This is a genomic window from Bacillus songklensis (genome assembly GCF_042649685.1).
GTDB classification, from domain to species: domain Bacteria; phylum Bacillota; class Bacilli; order Bacillales; family Bacillaceae_H; genus Bacillus_BA; species Bacillus_BA songklensis.
In genome coordinates this window covers 709,568-726,335 of sequence record NZ_JBHRZT010000072.1, presented here as the reverse complement: position 1 = coordinate 726,335, position 16,768 = coordinate 709,568, and the positions used below count along the sequence as shown (strand labels likewise).

16 protein-coding genes and 1 pseudogene are annotated in these 16,768 nt (G+C 40.9%); 6 read left to right on the top strand and 11 right to left on the bottom strand.

The window, feature by feature from the left end:
- Positions 1 to 182: 182 nt before the first annotated feature.
- Positions 183 to 1,268: an S-layer homology domain-containing protein gene (locus ACFOU2_RS22650; protein ID WP_377918544.1), complete on the bottom strand. Its 1,086-nt coding sequence runs from the start codon at positions 1,266 to 1,268 to the stop codon at positions 183 to 185.
- Positions 1,269 to 1,428: 160 nt separating this feature from the next.
- Positions 1,429 to 1,671 carry an MFS transporter gene (locus tag ACFOU2_RS22645; RefSeq protein ID WP_377918543.1) on the bottom strand — a complete coding sequence of 81 codons (243 nt, stop codon included), beginning with the start codon at positions 1,669 to 1,671 and terminating at the stop codon, positions 1,429 to 1,431.
- Positions 1,672 to 2,012: 341 nt separating this feature from the next.
- Here ACFOU2_RS22645 and ACFOU2_RS22640 point away from each other — a divergent pair, with 341 nt between their 5' ends.
- Positions 2,013 to 3,347, top strand: coding sequence for a polysaccharide biosynthesis protein (locus ACFOU2_RS22640; RefSeq protein ID WP_377918542.1), 1,335 nt, complete (start codon positions 2,013 to 2,015; stop codon positions 3,345 to 3,347).
- 147 nt (positions 3,348 to 3,494) lie between these two features.
- Complete coding sequence (locus ACFOU2_RS22635) at positions 3,495 to 3,785, top strand: DUF5316 family protein (protein WP_377918541.1); 291 nt, start codon at positions 3,495 to 3,497, stop codon at positions 3,783 to 3,785.
- 205 nt (positions 3,786 to 3,990) lie between these two features.
- Here the strand turns inward: ACFOU2_RS22635 and ACFOU2_RS22630 are convergent, their stop codons facing one another.
- Entirely contained in the window at positions 3,991 to 5,601 is a 1,611-nt protein-coding gene (locus ACFOU2_RS22630; RefSeq protein ID WP_377918539.1) for an SH3 domain-containing protein, read from the bottom strand.
- A gap of 392 nt (positions 5,602 to 5,993) precedes the next feature.
- Between ACFOU2_RS22630 and ACFOU2_RS22625 the strand changes: the two genes are divergently transcribed.
- Together ACFOU2_RS22625 and ACFOU2_RS22620 are read left to right on the top strand one after the other, a co-directional pair.
- Positions 5,994 to 6,923, top strand: coding sequence for a cation diffusion facilitator family transporter (locus ACFOU2_RS22625; RefSeq protein WP_377918538.1), 930 nt, complete (start codon positions 5,994 to 5,996; stop codon positions 6,921 to 6,923).
- 42 nt (positions 6,924 to 6,965) lie between these two features.
- A pseudogene (locus ACFOU2_RS22620) lies at positions 6,966 to 7,067 on the top strand (YnfA family protein); the annotation flags it as partial.
- A 272-nt stretch (positions 7,068 to 7,339) separates the two neighbouring features.
- Here ACFOU2_RS22620 and ACFOU2_RS22615 read toward each other — a convergent pair.
- Complete coding sequence (locus ACFOU2_RS22615) at positions 7,340 to 7,672, bottom strand: ArsR/SmtB family transcription factor (RefSeq protein ID WP_377918537.1); 333 nt, start codon at positions 7,670 to 7,672, stop codon at positions 7,340 to 7,342.
- A 168-nt stretch (positions 7,673 to 7,840) separates the two neighbouring features.
- On the opposite strand from ACFOU2_RS22615, the gene ACFOU2_RS22610 reads away from it, so the two are divergent.
- Positions 7,841 to 8,563, top strand: coding sequence for a ZIP family metal transporter (locus ACFOU2_RS22610; RefSeq protein ID WP_377918536.1), 723 nt, complete (start codon positions 7,841 to 7,843; stop codon positions 8,561 to 8,563).
- A gap of 107 nt (positions 8,564 to 8,670) precedes the next feature.
- On the opposite strand, the gene ACFOU2_RS22605 is transcribed toward ACFOU2_RS22610, so the two are convergent.
- The 3 genes from ACFOU2_RS22605 to ACFOU2_RS22595 are packed head-to-tail and all read right to left on the bottom strand — an operon-like array spanning position 8,671 to position 11,720.
- Positions 8,671 to 10,077 (bottom strand): sensor histidine kinase, encoded by a 1,407-nt coding sequence (locus ACFOU2_RS22605; protein WP_377918535.1) that lies wholly within the window; start codon positions 10,075 to 10,077, stop codon positions 8,671 to 8,673.
- Positions 10,078 to 10,080: 3 nt separating this feature from the next.
- Positions 10,081 to 10,755: a response regulator transcription factor gene (locus tag ACFOU2_RS22600; RefSeq protein ID WP_377918534.1), complete on the bottom strand. Its 675-nt coding sequence runs from the start codon at positions 10,753 to 10,755 to the stop codon at positions 10,081 to 10,083.
- A complete protein-coding gene (locus ACFOU2_RS22595) occupies positions 10,752 to 11,720 on the bottom strand; it encodes a hypothetical protein (protein ID WP_377918533.1) in 969 nt (322 codons plus the stop codon). The genes ACFOU2_RS22600 and ACFOU2_RS22595 overlap by 4 nt, the downstream gene beginning before the upstream one ends.
- 140 nt (positions 11,721 to 11,860) lie before the next feature.
- Here ACFOU2_RS22595 and ACFOU2_RS22590 point away from each other — a divergent pair, with 140 nt between their 5' ends.
- Complete coding sequence (locus ACFOU2_RS22590) at positions 11,861 to 12,301, top strand: FixH family protein (RefSeq protein WP_377918532.1); 441 nt, start codon at positions 11,861 to 11,863, stop codon at positions 12,299 to 12,301.
- A gap of 74 nt (positions 12,302 to 12,375) precedes the next feature.
- Here the strand turns inward: ACFOU2_RS22590 and ACFOU2_RS22585 are convergent, their stop codons facing one another.
- The 4 genes from ACFOU2_RS22585 to ACFOU2_RS22570 form a co-directional block, all read right to left on the bottom strand.
- Complete coding sequence (locus ACFOU2_RS22585) at positions 12,376 to 14,175, bottom strand: transglycosylase domain-containing protein (protein WP_377918531.1); 1,800 nt, start codon at positions 14,173 to 14,175, stop codon at positions 12,376 to 12,378.
- 282 nt (positions 14,176 to 14,457) lie between these two features.
- Positions 14,458 to 14,862, bottom strand: a complete 405-nt coding sequence (locus ACFOU2_RS22580; RefSeq protein WP_377918530.1) for a four-helix bundle copper-binding protein — start codon at positions 14,860 to 14,862, stop codon at positions 14,458 to 14,460.
- Positions 14,863 to 14,952: 90 nt separating this feature from the next.
- Entirely contained in the window at positions 14,953 to 15,261 is a 309-nt protein-coding gene (locus ACFOU2_RS22575) for a hypothetical protein (RefSeq protein WP_377918529.1), read from the bottom strand.
- A 240-nt stretch (positions 15,262 to 15,501) separates the two neighbouring features.
- Positions 15,502 to 16,647 carry an MGDG synthase family glycosyltransferase gene (locus ACFOU2_RS22570; protein ID WP_377918528.1) on the bottom strand — a complete coding sequence of 382 codons (1,146 nt, stop codon included), beginning with the start codon at positions 16,645 to 16,647 and terminating at the stop codon, positions 15,502 to 15,504.
- Positions 16,648 to 16,768: the final 121 nt, after the last annotated feature.

Here is a 16,768-nt window from a genome sequence, read left to right as displayed (position 1 = left end):
GGGAGATTGTCAGCCGCTTATACGAGAACCTTTGTAAGCTCGTTCAAGATGAAAAAACAGAAAGGCGCAAGTAGAAGAAGGACCAGTGACAGAGGTTAAAAAATTAAGTGGGATTTATATATATGAATACTTGTTAATTTTTTAACATCGACTAGGTCTGTGCTCCTTTTCGTATTTTCTTATCAATGATTTACAGCAAGAAAAGGTGTGTCTTCTAACTCTTCGTCGTAAGGAATGAAGTTGTAGATTTTCCATTGTCCGTTCGCATCTTTCTTCAATGAATACTCGCCGGACATATCAAAATCCATTTTCATGCCTTCGCCTTCTTTGCCAAATTTGATTTCAAGGTGATAAAGGATGTCTGTCACTTCCAATTTCACATAGTTATTGCTTAATGAAATTGTATGAACGTTGAAGTCTTCATCAGCTTTCATGCTCATTTGGACATCATCACCGTAAATATCTTTATACATTTCAAGTGAATCAAGGCCCATTGCGCGATAGTAACCTGTTGTGTTGCTGTTATATAGCTTCACGAGCTCGTCTGTATTCATCACTTCTGCGGCTCTGTTTTCAGCGATAATATGATTGCGCAAAAAGCTTTGTAATTCCTGCTCATTCGGTAAAGCGGATTTCTGTTGTTGAAGTGCACGGTGAATCATCACGATTCCTTGAGCGCGAGTCGCTAATGCAGTCGGTTTGAACACGTCTCCATAACCGGTAATGATGCCGTTTGCGGCAGCAGCATTAATTTCGTCGTAGCCGAATCGGCCTTTCGGCACATCTTTGAATGTTTTCGTTACCGGCTTGAATGTAACGCTGCTCTTGAATGCACGGTGGATCATGACCGCCATTTGATCACGTCTGATTTTCTCGTATGGATCGAATCCGCCGTCAGGACGACCTGTTACGATACCAAGGCTGTTCGCTGTTTGAACATACGGGTAAAACCAATCACTAGATTTTACATCGTTAAATGTTTTAGCTGAAGCATCACTTTTTAAATCTAATGCATTTACCAGGATTTTGACAAACTGTGCACGTGTAATTTGGCCGTTTGGCTTCACATACACGTAACCATCTTTATCTACTGATCCATCGATGATGTCAGCTGCCATGAAGTCATCCATTTCCTCATAAGCAAATTTGTCTGGCTCTAAATCTTCCGCTATGTACATATCGGATGTTTTTTCAGCTGCAAACGCTGCGTTAAATGGTAATAAACTTGCAGTCATTAATCCTGCTAAAAGGACGCGAATCTTTTTCACAAACGTTCTCCTCTCAGATAATAAAAATAGTAAACTACAAAAAGATTTTACTCTTTTGCTACCATTTTGTCATTAGGGGAAATGATGGAAAACAAAGAAAAATGAAAACAGGATGTTTTCTCCGTACGTGGAGGAAACACCCTGTTTTTGTTTTATTTATTTAATAATACTCTTTTTCAGAAATGCTATATTCTTCAAGGAGTCCCATAAATAAACCGAATCCGAACATAACCATGGCAGAACCCATTACACCAAGGCTTAACATTGTGAGGAAGAAATCACGGTTGTAATCGCTTACAATAAGGCTTAATAAAAAGAGTATTCCACCAATAATAAGTTGTACCGTTGCAATGGCTTTACACATTTCCGTCATGCCATTTGTTCGACCGCTAAACCGTTTCATCTAATCATCCCCTTTGTCCTTTGACTAAAATTTACCATAATGTTCACAAAATTTCAATATTTTTTTCACAATTTTGTCACAACTTATACAAAATTATCCTTTTATTTTATTATTTTCTATAAACGAGAAAAAATAAGCAGTACGGACATTAAAATTTGCTTTTTATATAAATTCGAAAGACGAATATATTGAACTGTTATCTCAGCTCAATAAAATGACAATCCATTCATTTACGAAAAGGGGAATGAACAATGGAACCATTTTTTTAAAAAAGACAAATAAACTTCCGGCTTGTCTACATATATATGAAAGAAAGGACAAGTGACAGAGGAGTTTAGAGAATGAACACTTTTTTAAAAGGGACTTTTATTTTAGCGGGAGCGGCCTTCGTTTCGGAACTCATCGAGTTTTTAGTGAACATGGTGCTGGCACGGGAACTTGGCAAAGAAGGAATGGGCCTATATATGTCGATTTTGCCTACGATTTTCTTGATTGCCACGATTGCAAACTTGGAACTTCCGGTTTCCATCTCCAAATTTTTGACAGAGCATGATCGGAAGGAACATCGCCATATGTTAGGGCATGCCCTTTCATTTGTAACGATGTTAACGGTGTTTCTTCTCATCGGGGGTTTTTTCCTTTTCCCCTACATTCCTATTTTTCATGAACATCATCCGCTTATAAAATGGATTGTACTTGCTTTCATCCCGATTATCTCGTATTCTGCTGTTCTGCGCGGATATTTTATGGGTGTCCATAACATGTCGACCATTGCCGTTTCCAACTTTATTCGCAAAGCGATTCAACTGACCATTTTATTTGTCGTTTTTAAGGCCTTTCATTTTGTCACAATAGAGATGGCACTATTTACTGCCATCTGTACTTTGATTGGAAGCGAAGGGGTCGTCTTATTATACTTGCTCATTATTTATCTTTCACAGCTGCATCATTTCCCTAAGGGTAAACCCCATCAAATGAGCGGGGCGGATGTACGGCGTAAACTACTATCGGTGTCCCTTCCTACAACGGGTTTACGGATTTTTAACTCGGTGGCCAATGCCATTCAGCCATTTTTAATTAAAAAAGCTTTGATTTTATCCGGTTTAACAGCGAGTCTTGCCAACCAGCATTTCGGACTGATGGCAGGGGTAGCGATGTCCATCGGTTTCTTTCCGGCGTTTTTTGCTCATTCGTTGTTGGTGGCCCTTATCCCGGCCGTATCGGAAGCATATGCCAAAAACGATCAGGGGAAATTGCAGCAATTGCTGCAGCAGTCGATGCAAATCACCATTTTATATGGCTTGCCGGCCATTGTCATGATGTATGTATTTGCTGAGCCATTAACGAATTTGTTTTTTCGTTCGCCGGAAGCGGTGTTTTACTTGCATGCTTTATGGCCGTATTTTCTGTTTCACTTCTTTGCAATCCCTCTGCAAGCTTATTTGATTGGATTGGGATTGGTTAAAGATACGTTATATCATACGATTTGGTCCTATATCGTTTCATTTTCGATGATTTATTACTTTGGATCTCAACATGATTTAGGAATGATCGGTGTTATTATGGGCATGAATACAGGGATATTGTTGTTGATGCTCCTTCACTATGTGACAATTTGCCAGGCTATCGATGTGTCTTACTTTTTAACCAAAAGAAAAAATCCTCTGTGGAAATAACCTTTCACAAATTTGTCAAAGTGAAAGGTTATTTTTTTATTTTTACGGAGAAAAAGAAAGGTCGTCTCCCTTTGTTATCACATATATTAGTAGAAAAGCAGCATAGACCAATAATAAGACGCTTTGTGCGTCGAAGGGGGAATGGGGATGAGGCTATCTCTTTTGAGCGGGGTGTTACTGTCATTATTTATGATAACGATTTCTCAAGCGGTAAGCGACTATTTTTGGCTTGTTTTGATTTGCGGGGGCTTGGGAGCGGCTTCTTTTGCGCTTTCCGGCATTTTGGTGGGTTCATGGAACGGTGGAGCCGACATACGTGCCAATGTTCATTCTGAAACAGAGGAGCATCGTGCTGAACGAACAGCATGGGCGTTACATTTGTTTTTCTTCGGCCTTCCGAATGTCGTAGCTGCATGTACAGGGTGGTTTTTGTTATAAGAGAAAAATCGCCGGTCTTGTTAAGTGCAGTGAAAAAGGAAGCCCTCAAGGATCGGCTAATAAATATTGAGGACTTCCTTTATTGTTCGTTGAAACAAAAATCGTCTTGTTTCCACTCTAGTCAAAAATGGACAAGATCGCTTTCACTATGTGCACCGGAGCCCGTTTAGACACATTCCTGGTTGGGAAGAAGGAATGGAGAGATTCATTTTTGGGCTTGAAAATAACGAACGATTCCTTCGGAAATTGCTTTTGCAGCACTTTCCTGGAAAGCCTTGGATTTAACATACTGTTCTTCGCTGGGATTTGAAAGGAAACCGAGTTCCAGCAGCACGGCTGGTTGTTTGTTTTCCCGGATAACATGGAAGTTACCGAAGCGAACGCCCATATCTTTCATGTTTGTATATTGAACTAAACTTTCTTGAATACATTTTGCCAGTTTTTCTTCCTTTGCGGCTGTGTAATAGAAGGACATTACCCCGCTGCTTTTTGGACTTGCTGAATTGTAGTGAATGCTAATGAACGCGTCGGCCTTATATTTGTGACTGACGGCCACGCGGTCGGAAAGAGAGATAAAAGTATCATCGCTTCTCGTCATGATTACGTTCGCCCCCGCTTTTTCCAGGGAGGAGACGACGAGACGTGCCGTATTTAGCGCCAGATCTTTTTCAAAAGCTCCCTTTTGACCAACTGTACCGCTGTCTTTACCGCCGTGGCCGGCATCAATGACAATGGTTTTGCCTGTTAGGACAGCAGAAGAAACAGGAGACGGCGAAGCTGGAACAGAAGGAGGAGTATTTCCTTTGGAAACAAGCCATCCTGCAATCCACGCTTCTTGATTGTTTGGCCGTTTTATATTTACCCAGCCGTTTTGCTCTTTAACAAGCGTATAAGTGGTACCGGCTTTTCCGCTCCCAACGACAGCAAAATTCGTCCCAGGTCCTTTTCGCAAGTTGGCATTTGATTTTAATGTAACCGCAGCAAAAGGAGAGGTTGGTTTAGTTGATGGTAGATCGGGCTTTTCTGTTGTCCCTCCATCGTCCGTTGCTTTCATCGTCAAATATGGTGCAGCCACCCAGCCGCTTTGACCGGTGGCCGTTTTCACCTGCGCCCAGCCTGACTTAACCCCCAGAACCGTTACTTTTGTATTCCGGGATAAGGATGCCATGATCTTACCTGATGTACTCGGCAACGACCGGAGATTTAAACTGCTGACATTGACGGTTCCCATTTTTACCGTTTGGCTATTAGTCGGAGGCAGACGCTTAGTAGAATCATTATTTGGTTGTATTGAAGTTTGCGATAATGTTAAATACTGTTTAGCGACCCAGCCAATTTGATTGTTGGCTGTTTTGATTTGTGCCCAGTTTCCTTGAATTGAAAGGATGCTGATTTTCGTATTTTTAGGTAAAGAAGCAACGACTTTACCTGACGTGCCAGCGGTAGACCGGACATTTAGATTACTCGCTTTGACAATGGCAGTTGTCCCCGTTTTTTGACCCGATGGTTGTGCTGTCCCGATTCGGGGAGTTTTGGCGCTTTCTTTTTGAACATATGTGGAAGAAATCCAGCCCTCTTTATGTTGATATGTAATTTTAGACCAGCCGTTTTTTTCATCTATAATTTCTACTTTGTTGTTTTTAACAAGCTTGCCGAGCACTAAACCATCCATACTTGGATTAGAGCGTACGTTTAAAGTATTGGCTGTAATGGTCCCATTAATAGTGGGGGCCGCATATGAGTCTATCGGATTGAGTAATAAAGGGCTTAACACGAGCGAACAGCATGTGCTGTATAAAAATGGTTTTTTTGACATTTTATCACCTCTGCTATAAGGAAATTTTATGGGACAACTTATTAATCGTCAATAAGTCCGAGAAAATTAAGGGCAAATGTACCTAAAAATGGTTGCACAATATCCATGATTACTTAATAATCTATATATGAACATATATTCATATATAGATAGATCCACATTGAAAAGCCGACATGGCCAAAAGCGGCCATGTCAGCTTTTCAACACATAAGCGGCTGTCAAGCTCCCTTACGGGCTCTTGTCAGCCGCTGATACGAAGACCTTTGTAAGCCTGCTCAAGATGAGAAAACAGAAAAACGCAAATAGAAGAAGGCTCGATGACAGAGGTTAAAAACTTAAGTTGGACCTATATAGTAAAAAGTAAGTGATGAAATGTTAAGGAGGTTAACAAGATGGGGCATTCACACCATCATCATGATCATTCTCACAACCATGGTCATCATCATCACGGAACGGCAAATAAAAAAGCGTTGGGGCTCTCTTTTACCCTTATTACTTTGTACATGATTGTAGAGGTGATAGGGGGAATTATGACCAACAGCCTTGCTTTGTTATCAGATGCTGGTCATATGTTAAGCGATGCCGCCGCACTTGGGCTCAGCTATCTGGCAATGAAGTTTGGCGAGAAAAAGGCCACTTTAACCAAAACGTTTGGTTATAAACGATTTGAGATTCTAGCTGCCTTTTTAAACGGCATAACGTTAGTCGTCATTTCACTTTATATCTTTTGGGAAGCCTACCAGCGATTCATGAATCCTCCGGAAATCATCAGTTCAGGAATGCTCGTGATTTCTATTATTGGACTTATCGTTAATATAGCGGCAGCTTTTATTTTACTGAAAGGGGATACGAGCGAGAATTTAAATGTCCGAAGTGCTTTTTTACACGTACTAGGGGATATGTTAGGCTCCTTTGGGGCGATCATCGCGGCTCTGCTTATTATGTTTTTTGGGTGGAGTATCGCTGATCCGATTGCCAGTGTTGTTGTTGCCGTATTGATCATTATAAGCGGCTGGCGTGTGACAAGGGACTCGTTTCACGTATTGATGGAGGGAGCCCCCATTAATATTGACGTTATGGAAGTGAAAAAAGTATTGTTATCACTTGATTCTATTCAAGGTGTCCATGACTTGCATGTTTGGTCGATTACCTCTGACTTTCCCGCATTAAGTTGTCACATAGTGGTGGATGCGACAACGGATTATAATGAAATCATATTACAAGTGAAGAAAGTGTTACATGATCAATTTCATATTGAACATACAACGATTCAAATTGATAGAAGCGAATTAGACTGCCCCGATCATGAGCAGTGCAACTGATTATGGTCCTGCCAGACAAAAGCCTTCCTGTTTAGCCGGGAGGGCTTTCATGTTGATAAAAAAACACCCGATACATACGATTGGATAGGAGCGATCATTTGTTCAGCAGGGGTTTCCATCATGTTGTGGGGACCGCGCCAATAATATATGGATTCACGTAAATGATGTGACATGAGCAAAAAGCGCCTATGTCACATCATGAACCTTTGTGAGCATGTTCAGGGGGAAAGAACAGAAAGCCGCGAATAGAAGAAGGACCAGTGAAGGAGGTTGAAAAATGAAGTTTAGGGTGTCCTAAAGCCGTCTTTTTTTACGGTTTGGAGGCACGCTTCTTTCGTTTTTTGTCTCTTAAAGGTAACGTTGTATGAAAAGTTGCTTGTCCGATGGCAGTATAGCGCAAGTTTCAAGAGGCGATATCAGTGATGTCTGGCATGTTCAATGGATTGTTTCAATAAATCCATCACATGCTCATCGTCATGGGAGTAATACAGAGTCGTTCCCTGTCTGCGGAATTTCACTAGACGCAGATTTTTAAGAAAACGCAGCTGGTGGGAAACGGTCGACTGAAGCAAGCCCAATTTTTCTGCAATTTCGTTCACGGAATGCTCGCGCTGAAACAACAAATGTAAAATGCGCAAACGGGTCGGGTCTGATAGTGCTTTAAATGTTTGCGTTATAATAAAGAGCGTTTCTTCATCTAACTCTTTTTCTTCCAATGCATCATCGTGTTCATTTTGTTCCTTTTCCATTACGAAAGACCTCTCATCACATATTTGTCTTTATTTTACCATATTTTTAAATATAGCTTCATCTTGGATGAAACGGGAAGGCAAAGAAACCATCAGCAAAACGGGATCGCCTTTGTCGTACAGCTTCACTGTGATTCGAAAAAACAAGTCAAACAGGGAGGGAATAAGTTGTCGGGTGTTTGGAATTTTGCACTATGGGCTATGGTTTCTTCATTTGTAGGGATGGGAATTGGAGGAGTGGTCGGAAAAATCATCTGCTCTTTTTTAAAAAGAAGTGTTTACTATGTTTACAGCTGCTGCGGTGGAATGATAACGGGTTTATTGCTAATGGAAATGGTCCCTCATTCTATTCATTATTACGGGGGGCTTGGAGTGGCAGCCGGAATGTTCAATGGCTATGTTTTCATGAAGTTGATCGAATCACAATTACATAAACATTTTTATGCTTCAGATGAAGCGCTGTTGCCTTACTTTTTGTTTATGGCCATCATTTTGCATAGTATTCCATTTGGATTAAATATAGGGCTTAATGCAGGGTACACTGCTTATGCTACTTCCTCTTTTTTGCTGGCTTTTATTCTTCATCAAATACCAGAAGGCGTAGCTTTAATAGCTGCTCTTAAAGCTGTCAAAATGAGCGATTGGCTTTTCATCGTCATGATGCTGGTGTTAGCCGCCGCATTTGGAGTCAGTATTTGGGCCGGCCATGAATTGAACATAGAATCCGTCAAACTGAATGCATTATTGACAGGAGGATCGATTGGGAGCTTTTGCTATGTAACAATGAACGAATTTTTGAGGAAATCGATAAAGGGATTATCGTTTGCTCATTTTGCCTTTTTCTTTTTGGTCGGTATCTTTTCCATCAAAATTTATTTACTTGTTTTATGAGTGGGGCATGAAAAAAGAAGAAGCTGTGTTATCGGCCTTAAAGTAAAGTGAACCGCCAAGGAACCCATTGACCTGGGATTCCCTGACGGTTTGGTATTTTTTACCAATCATTCGAAATATTCCAGCGGAAAGCATAGTGTAACCGTTGTTCCTTCATTCCATGTACTCATGATGCCTATTTTGCCGTTATGGCGCTGCACGATTTGTTTGACGATGGCAAGTCCCAATCCTGTACCGCCTTTTGTTCGGGTACGGGCTTTATCCGCCCGAAAGAACCTCTCGCCTAAATGAGGGATGTCCTCTGCCAAAATCCCGATTCCCGTGTCTTTTACGGAAAGATGGATTTTGTTATTTTTCACAAACAAAGAGAGAGAAACCTTTCCGTTAACTCGATTGTATTTAACGGCATTGTCGATTAAATTATAGAATACTTGAGAAAGACGGTCGCTATCCCCGTTCATAATCACATCCCAGTCAAGATTCACTTCATAGGCGAGTTGTTTCTGCTTAAAAGCAGGAATGAATTTTTCGATTGTATCATCCAACACTTGTGCCAGGACAAGCGGTTCCTTTTTCATGGGATACATATCTGCTTCGAGCTGGGCCAAATCCAGTAAATCCTTTACGAGCCGATGCATCCGATCCGATTCGCGATGAATAAGATTCACATAGCGCAGCGCTTCTTCTTTGCTTTGATACATTTCATCTTTTAACACTTCGCTGTACCCCTTCACATAGCTTAACGGTGTTCGCAATTCATGTGAGACGTTCGCCAGAAATTCTTTCTTTTGCTGGTCTTGGTTTTCAAGAGCCTCTATCATTTGATTAAAGGCAAGAGCTAAATGACCAAGTTCGTCCTTTGACTTGACAGGCAAACGTATTGAAAAATCACCCTGTGCAATATGCTGCGAGAAAGCTTCCATTTCCCGAATGGGAGTGACGAGTGACCGGACGAGCTTGTTTCCGAACACGACCATAAAGAGAAAGAAAAGAATACCGGTCAGCAACAAAATAGGCGTCGATTTATTGAATACTTCCTCAATGGGCGAGAGCGGCAAATATAAATAAATGATTCCTTTAAGGCGCTCTTGATCCAAAAGGGGGATGACAACCCCCATAATGTTGCGCTCGAAACGCTCTTCGTAACCTACTTTCACCAAATGTTTTCCGGCTAATAATTTTCTTCGCTCGTTTTCCGAAATGAGCGCCCGGTGGTTCATTTCGAACGGTAAACACGCACTTAATTCCCTTGGATTGTCGACAAGCAAGATTTCCGATTCGGATATCGAATTATGCCACGCGACGTTTTGTTTCAATTCGTCGGTAATCTCGCCTCCTTCATAATGGGAAGCAATCTTGTTTCCTTCTTGCAATAAAGACTTTTCAATATCTTTTACGTATATATCACGATAGAGAAAATGAATAAATAAGAACGAAAATAAAATGGTCATGCAAATGATGGTACTGACCATGATCCGAAACTTTGCTTGAAACGAAAAAGAGTTCCACTTCAATGTCTACACCTCGATCTTATAGCCGATACCCCACACCGTTTGAATGACATCAGCGGCATCTCCAAGCTTTAAACGCAATGTTTTGATATGGGTATCGACGGTGCGCTCGCTTCCTTCGTAGTCAAACCCCCAGATTTTTTCCAAAAGCTGCTCCCGTGAAAAGACCTGTCCTTTATGATCACAAAGAAATTGAAGCAATTCGAATTCTTTTAGAGTAAGGGAAACAGGCTGTTCATTTATGAATACTTGGCGTCCCTTTTTGTTAATGGATAAAGGACCGATTTGCAAAAGGGGAGAGGTTTTTGGTGACGGCTGTGTGCGCCGAAGGACCGCCTGGACCCTTGCAATGAGTTCACCGAAGCTAAATGGTTTAATGATATAATCGTCTGCCCCGATATTTAAGCCGTGAATGCGGTCCCATTCATCCCCTCGAGCCGTCAAAAAGATAATGGGCACTTGCAGCTGCTCCCGGATTTTCGCTGCGACGGTAAAGCCGTCCATTTTTGGCATCATCACGTCAAGTAAAATAAGATGGGGAAGGGTTTTGTCCAAAATGGTTAAAGCCTCTTGTCCGTCTGCTGCTTCTATACAATGAAAACCTTCTTTTTCAAGATATAATTTGATGAGCTGCCGCATATCTGCTTCATCATCAACGATTAAAATGGATATATGTTTCAAGGTGTCTCATCCTCTCTCACCAATAGTTGAAAAGGTCCCGTTCCGACGGGAATTTGCTTAATCGTTTGAAAAGTGGACAAATCAATAATTTGTACTTTGTTGCTGTCATAGCTGGCGATATAGAGTTTATTTCGAAATCGTTTCATCGAGAATGGATTTGAACCCGTCTCGATTTTTTTCATAATGCGTTTCGTTTTATAATCAATTTTCCAAAGGTCATTGGAACCATGGCTTAATACATAGAGTTCGTTTCCGGATTTTGCGAAATCAACGGGCATGACCGGAGCCGCTATTTTTTCTTTTAATGTACCATTGCTTAATGAGTATATATAAATGTCATCTTGGATCATTTCGCCTGAACCGTGGCCTCCGAGCCATAATTCATCCTTCTTTTCATCAATAAACCCGCCGACTGCCCGGGGGTGGGTTTGGAAACGGTCCGTCACTTTCCATGATGCCTTATCAATTACATACATATCTGCTTTTTCATAACTGCTGACATATAATTTATCGTTACTTTCGATGATCGTAAACGGAGCACTATCCAGCTTGACTTCTTTCAATTGTTTTCCTTCTGGAGTGAATACGCGCAGCGATCGGCGATGTTGATCGGCGGCATACACCTTGGAAGCATCGGAGGAACGGATCATGTTTTCGATTCCTTTACCGGTTTTCCATTTATCCAGTTGTTTTCCGCTTGAAAGCTCATAAATGTATACACCATCGAGTTCTTTTCCGTATAATAATAATTGGTCACTTGTTAAAAACTCTGCACGCTGAAAGGAAAAAGGCATGACCCATGTTACTTCTTTATGGGAATCCGTTTCAATAAATGAAAGGGAATGATCTTGAATATTGACGGTCACTACATAGTCTTCTTTCGGAGACACCGATGATAAATGCTCAGATGAGCAGCCTGTCAAAAGCAAAAGACATGCAGGGACGAATAAAGCCGTTTTTTTCAAAGGTTTGCCCTCCTTTAAAAAGTTACTGACTTCATTATAGTCAAAAAATGTGAAAAAAAAATGAAATTCTTGAATTTCAAAAAGCTCTCACATTTATGTGTTACCGTTTCGTTAGAGTGCACAGGGAAGGAGAAATACATATGAAAAAGTGGATAGCTGTAGGAGCAATCGGACTGGTCGCGGTCATGTCGGGCTGCGGCCAGCCAAAAGCCGAAAAAGAACCGGATGTCAAAGTGGTGGAAGTCCAAATTCTCGCTGATGAAAAAGGAAAAATCAATGAAACAATGCCAATCGAGGCAAAAGTGACATACGGAGATGAAGTAGTGGAGGATGCCGAAGTAACATTTGAGCTTATTAACGGGAACGAGAAAGAAAGAATTCAAGCAGTGGGACAAGGGGAAGGAATTTATCATATTGAAAAAGCGTTCAAAAAAGAGGGGACATACGAAATCATCGCCCATACGAATGCGAAAGGCATGCACACGATGCCAAGAACAGAGATTCAAATTGGGGAAAATACAGCAGAAGATGTTTCCAAACCGGCAGAACAAGAGTCGTCTGCCCATGAACAACATTCATGAGTCATAGATGAAAAATCGTGATGAGAAATCCGTTTAATCCGAGGATTTCTCATCACGATTTTTTGTAAGGTGTATTATTGAGCTTTGTTAATAATCAGACGAAACATTTTTGCAGGAGCGTCGCCGCCGCTGCTTTTCAAGTAGTGCTGATCATCAGGGCGGTCAAAGCCAACATGAATCGCCATGACGGTATTCTCGGTATATCCGACAAACCAGGCGTCCTTGTTGGCCTCTCGATTTGTTTCGCTAAGCTGGGTTGTACCGGTTTTTCCGGCGACTTTCGTTTCATATGACCGCGCTTTTCTTCCTGTTCCATAAGGTTCTTCAACAACGCTCCTTAATATATCGGTCATTTCCTGTGCATTTTCAGCGGTCATAAGCTGCTTTGAGCGTTTATGAGATTCTGTTTGTCCGTCGGGCTTGATTACACGTTCTATGGCTCTTGCTTCATTCATGATACCGCCGTTTGCGAATGTTGTATAAGCCTGTGCGAATTGAAGGGGGGAAATGCCGGTTGCTGTACCGCCAAGCGCCAAGGCGAGATTTTTATCGTCTTCTTTCAAATCAATGCCGCTTTCTTCGATAAAATCAAATCCTTGATCCACGCCAATCTCGTTCAATAAGGAAACAGCAGGGATGTTCAGTGAACGGGCTACCGCTTCTTCCATCGATACTTCCCCGAAATAATGTTCGTGATAATTTTCAGGTTTATAATCGTTGAATGTTTTCGGTTCATCAATGAGCGTAGAAGAACGGCTCCATTCATTTGTTTCTAAAGCAGGAGCGTAGACGGCCAATGGTTTAATCGCCGATCCGGGTTGATACGGAATGACCGCGTGGTTGAGACCTTTTGGTGTATAATCGCGGCCCCCGTATAAAGCCTGTATGAGTCCGCTTTCAGGAGCAACGGCGGCAATGCCCACTTCGACCTTTTGATCGGATCGATCTTCTGGGAACCGGTAGTCATTTGCTGCATCGTTGATCGCGGCTTGCAGTTCTTCTTGAAAACCTGTATGGATTTTATAGCCGCCTCGATACAGCTGCTCTTCGGTAATGTTATATTGATCTTTCGCTTCCTTGACTACATAATCGATAAATGATTGGTAAGGGGATGGTTCTTTAATGGTAACTGAAGGAACCCGTATTTCTTCATCCTTCGCTTTTCTTAATTCCTCCTGTGAGATGACGTTGTTTTTATACATCAGATTTAAGACAACATTTCTTCTTTTTTCGGCCTGCTCTACATTGTTCGCAGGAGAGTACTTACTTGGGGCTTTAGGTAAACCTGCAAGAAGTGCTGCTTCTGAAATGGTGAGGTCTTCGGGTTCTTTGTCAAAATAAAGTTTAGAGGCGGCCCCGATTCCATAAACGCCGCTTCCAAAGTAGATTTGATTCACATAAAGTTCTAAAATTTCGTCCTTGGTCAACTTCCTCTCCAATGCAACGGCCATAACCATTTCGCCGATTTTTCGCTGAATCGTTTTTTCCCTTGTTAAATATAGATTCCGAACGAGCTGCTGGGTGATGGTGCTGGCGCCTTCCGCTTTGCGCCGTTCCACAATGTTAGTTGCAACGGCACGAAAAATACCGCGAATATCCACACCGAAATGATGATAAAAACGTTTATCTTCGGTGACGACAAAGGCCATTTTCGCGTAGTCAGGGAGTTCATCAAGGGTTACGTTTTTTCTCGGAACGGTTTTATACAGTTCATCCAATACGTCCCCTTGTCCATCATAAACGACCGTGCTTTCAGCCGTAAGAAGCTTTTTGGCATCCAGCTCATTAAGGTCTTTGATGTCGCTAAAAGAGCAAGCTGTAAAAAGAGATAAGGATAACGATAATAACACCACATAGGCCGCTAATTTTCTCATAGACACCTCTAAAGAAAGCTTTTCTTTTAGTTTTTTATAACTAAATCAAATTATGTATAGAGGGGAGGTTGTTATTCTTTTTTCGGAGATGAACCGTCATGAAAAATCCAAGAAAATCACAGATTTCAGTGACGGTTCATCGGAGAAAAAATAGATGATTGTCCTTCCCTGGACAGCCCCCACAATGACTTGAGAGCGGGACTGATTTTTTATTTTATAATCTGGCGTAGCTGTTATTGGCTTTATGGTTCATTTTACCAATATCAAAGAGAAGAATATAAATTAACGTCCAGCTCCAGCAAAATCCCGACACTCTTGAGCGCAGTTTAAGCAAATTTGGCCGCAAGCCTGTGATGTTTTATCAGAATGTTTTAAACAATGGCTTCCACAAACCTTACATACTTGAGCACATAAAGAAGCAAGCGATTTGGCGAATCTGCTTTGACTTGCAATATATTTAGCAGTCAAGGTACAGATATTGGCACAATCAGATAGTAGTTTTAATTGTTCTTGTCTAGATCGTGTATCTTCCATTTTGAGTATTTCATTTCTTGTATATTCGCATGTAGCTTCACAGTTTTGAACCATCTGTAAAACTCGATACTGCGGAAAGCGGTAATCGTTTTGATGAGCAGCTACAGGATGATGAACGATCATCGGATAAGGCATCATATTAGTTGGGTACATTTATTTAATGATTCCCCTTTCTTTTTTAATGACAACTTCACAAGCTTATACTATGTTCGCACACGTAACGCATTTGGTATGGGTTCATTTTTAAAACATTTCATTAATTTCCCAAGATTCCACGGTTAAATAGGCAGTATACGGATCCATGCCTTTACCCATTAAATAGGCCATCGCAGCAACTTCTTGTAACGCATGCTTATAGGAAGTAGCTTTCGCCTCCTTTAGGCCGTATTTAACAAAAGGGTTAATGGTATTTAATACCTGTGGTTTCAAATGAGGGTATAAAGGTTGTTGGATTAGTTGCTCTGCCCATATCTCAGACTGTGGGTATTGCGGAAACTGGCTGGCATGTTGCGGTTGATAATAAGACATGTGGTAAGGATATAATTGATCCATTTTTATCCCCCTTTCTTATGATTGATTACATTCAATCTTATACTATGTTCCGCGGATGTCCCGGGAACTAGACAGTTGCCTACATACCCCAAATCGAACATGGCTTATTTTTGATTTTACTCAAACCAAGAAACCATATAGGGAGGTAACCAAAAAACCTTAGCCCGATTTCGGACTAAGGTTTGTGCTATTCAGCCAATTAATATCGCCATGGCTTAGCATTCTTTCGCCATCACTTTGTCATTTCATATTCGCCATCAGTTCCTCGATAATTTGGGAGGGCTCTTTTGCGATAAGGTGGTGGTGATAGTTTGTGATGGAATTTTGATATTGTTGAACCTGATTTTTGTTTTGGAAGAACGAATAAAGTTGGTCTTCGATTGTGTTTTTTTCATCTTTCCACTTGTTTAGATGGATGATGACACCAAGCTGTTTTAGTTGTTGTAAATTGATTTCTTCCTGCCCTGGCAGTGCGTGATAAACGAAAATGGGTTTTCTTTTAAACAAACTCTCACTTATCGTAACCCCTCCCGGTTTTGTGATGATCGCATCCATCTGATCGTAAAGTTCATTCATTTTGTTTCGGCATTTTATATATTTTAAAGGCGTGATATGAGTTTTCTGTAATGTTTGGAGCTTCTGATACAATTTCTCGTTTTTTCCGCATAACACGTAATAGTGGATGTTCTTTTCCAGTTCTATTTTTTTGATTAAATCTTCCATTGCGCCAACACCGAGACTCCCTCCGGTGATCAATACCGACAATGAAGGGGAAGGAGAAGCATTGACTACTTGCGTTTCCTGTTTTTTGATATTTTTATGGATAGGGATTCCCGTGATAAAAATTTGCTCATCGTTTATCCCCTTATTTTTTAGAAATTCTTTCATGTGATGGGAGGGAACAAAATGAAAATCGATATGCCTGATTCCCCAAAAGCGGTGAATGAAGTAATCTGTATATACATTTATGACCGGAGTTTTCAATTCGCCTTTTTCCTTTAGATAATTCAGCATATAGGAAGGCAGGGCATGGGTACAGACAATCAGGTCGGGTTGCTTTTCCTTTATCAATCGTTTCATAAAAGTTATAAATAAAAGCTCATATAGGCGATAGCGTTTGTTTTTTTCGACGTTTTTGTAAACGGAGCTTTGATAGATCCAATTGTAAAAATCGGGAAATGCTTGAATCCATTTAAGATAGATGGTTGAAACGAGCGCTTCCATCTTTCCGTAACTATATGAAAGAATATCGACTTTGTCGCATTTTACATTTGGCTCCCTTTTTTTTATTGCTTCCATAAGGGCATTTGCAACTTGATGATGACCAGAGGGAATCTGCAAAAATGGTAAAAACAAGATGGTTTTGTCCTTTGGATATTGTTCCATAAGTCACCTCCGCATTTTTGAAAGATTATGCTTCTTTCCATTTCCTTTAGAAACCTATTCTTCCCTTTTCCTTTCTATCGAGAAATTTAGGGCAAATTTCCATGGATTACGTTCCATGAAT

What these genes read in the sequence shown, in the direction of transcription:
- ACFOU2_RS22585 (WP_377918531.1), bottom strand. Translation starts at nt 14,175, where the DNA reads ATGAGAAAATTAGCGGCCTATGTGGTGTTATTATCGTTATCCTTATCT.
- ACFOU2_RS22580 (WP_377918530.1), bottom strand. Translation starts at nt 14,862, where the DNA reads ATGTACCCAACTAATATGATGCCTTATCCGATGATCGTTCATCATCCT.
- ACFOU2_RS22635 (WP_377918541.1), top strand. Translation starts at nt 3,495, where the DNA reads ATGAGGCTATCTCTTTTGAGCGGGGTGTTACTGTCATTATTTATGATA.
- ACFOU2_RS22590 (WP_377918532.1), top strand. Translation starts at nt 11,861, where the DNA reads ATGAAAAAGTGGATAGCTGTAGGAGCAATCGGACTGGTCGCGGTCATG.
- ACFOU2_RS22570 (WP_377918528.1), bottom strand. Translation starts at nt 16,647, where the DNA reads ATGGAACAATATCCAAAGGACAAAACCATCTTGTTTTTACCATTTTTG.
- ACFOU2_RS22615 (WP_377918537.1), bottom strand. Translation starts at nt 7,672, where the DNA reads ATGGAAAAGGAACAAAATGAACACGATGATGCATTGGAAGAAAAAGAG.
- ACFOU2_RS22575 (WP_377918529.1), bottom strand. Translation starts at nt 15,261, where the DNA reads ATGGATCAATTATATCCTTACCACATGTCTTATTATCAACCGCAACAT.
- ACFOU2_RS22625 (WP_377918538.1), top strand. Translation starts at nt 5,994, where the DNA reads ATGGGGCATTCACACCATCATCATGATCATTCTCACAACCATGGTCAT.
- ACFOU2_RS22645 (WP_377918543.1), bottom strand. Translation starts at nt 1,671, where the DNA reads ATGAAACGGTTTAGCGGTCGAACAAATGGCATGACGGAAATGTGTAAA.
- ACFOU2_RS22630 (WP_377918539.1), bottom strand. Translation starts at nt 5,601, where the DNA reads ATGTCAAAAAAACCATTTTTATACAGCACATGCTGTTCGCTCGTGTTA.
- ACFOU2_RS22640 (WP_377918542.1), top strand. Translation starts at nt 2,013, where the DNA reads ATGAACACTTTTTTAAAAGGGACTTTTATTTTAGCGGGAGCGGCCTTC.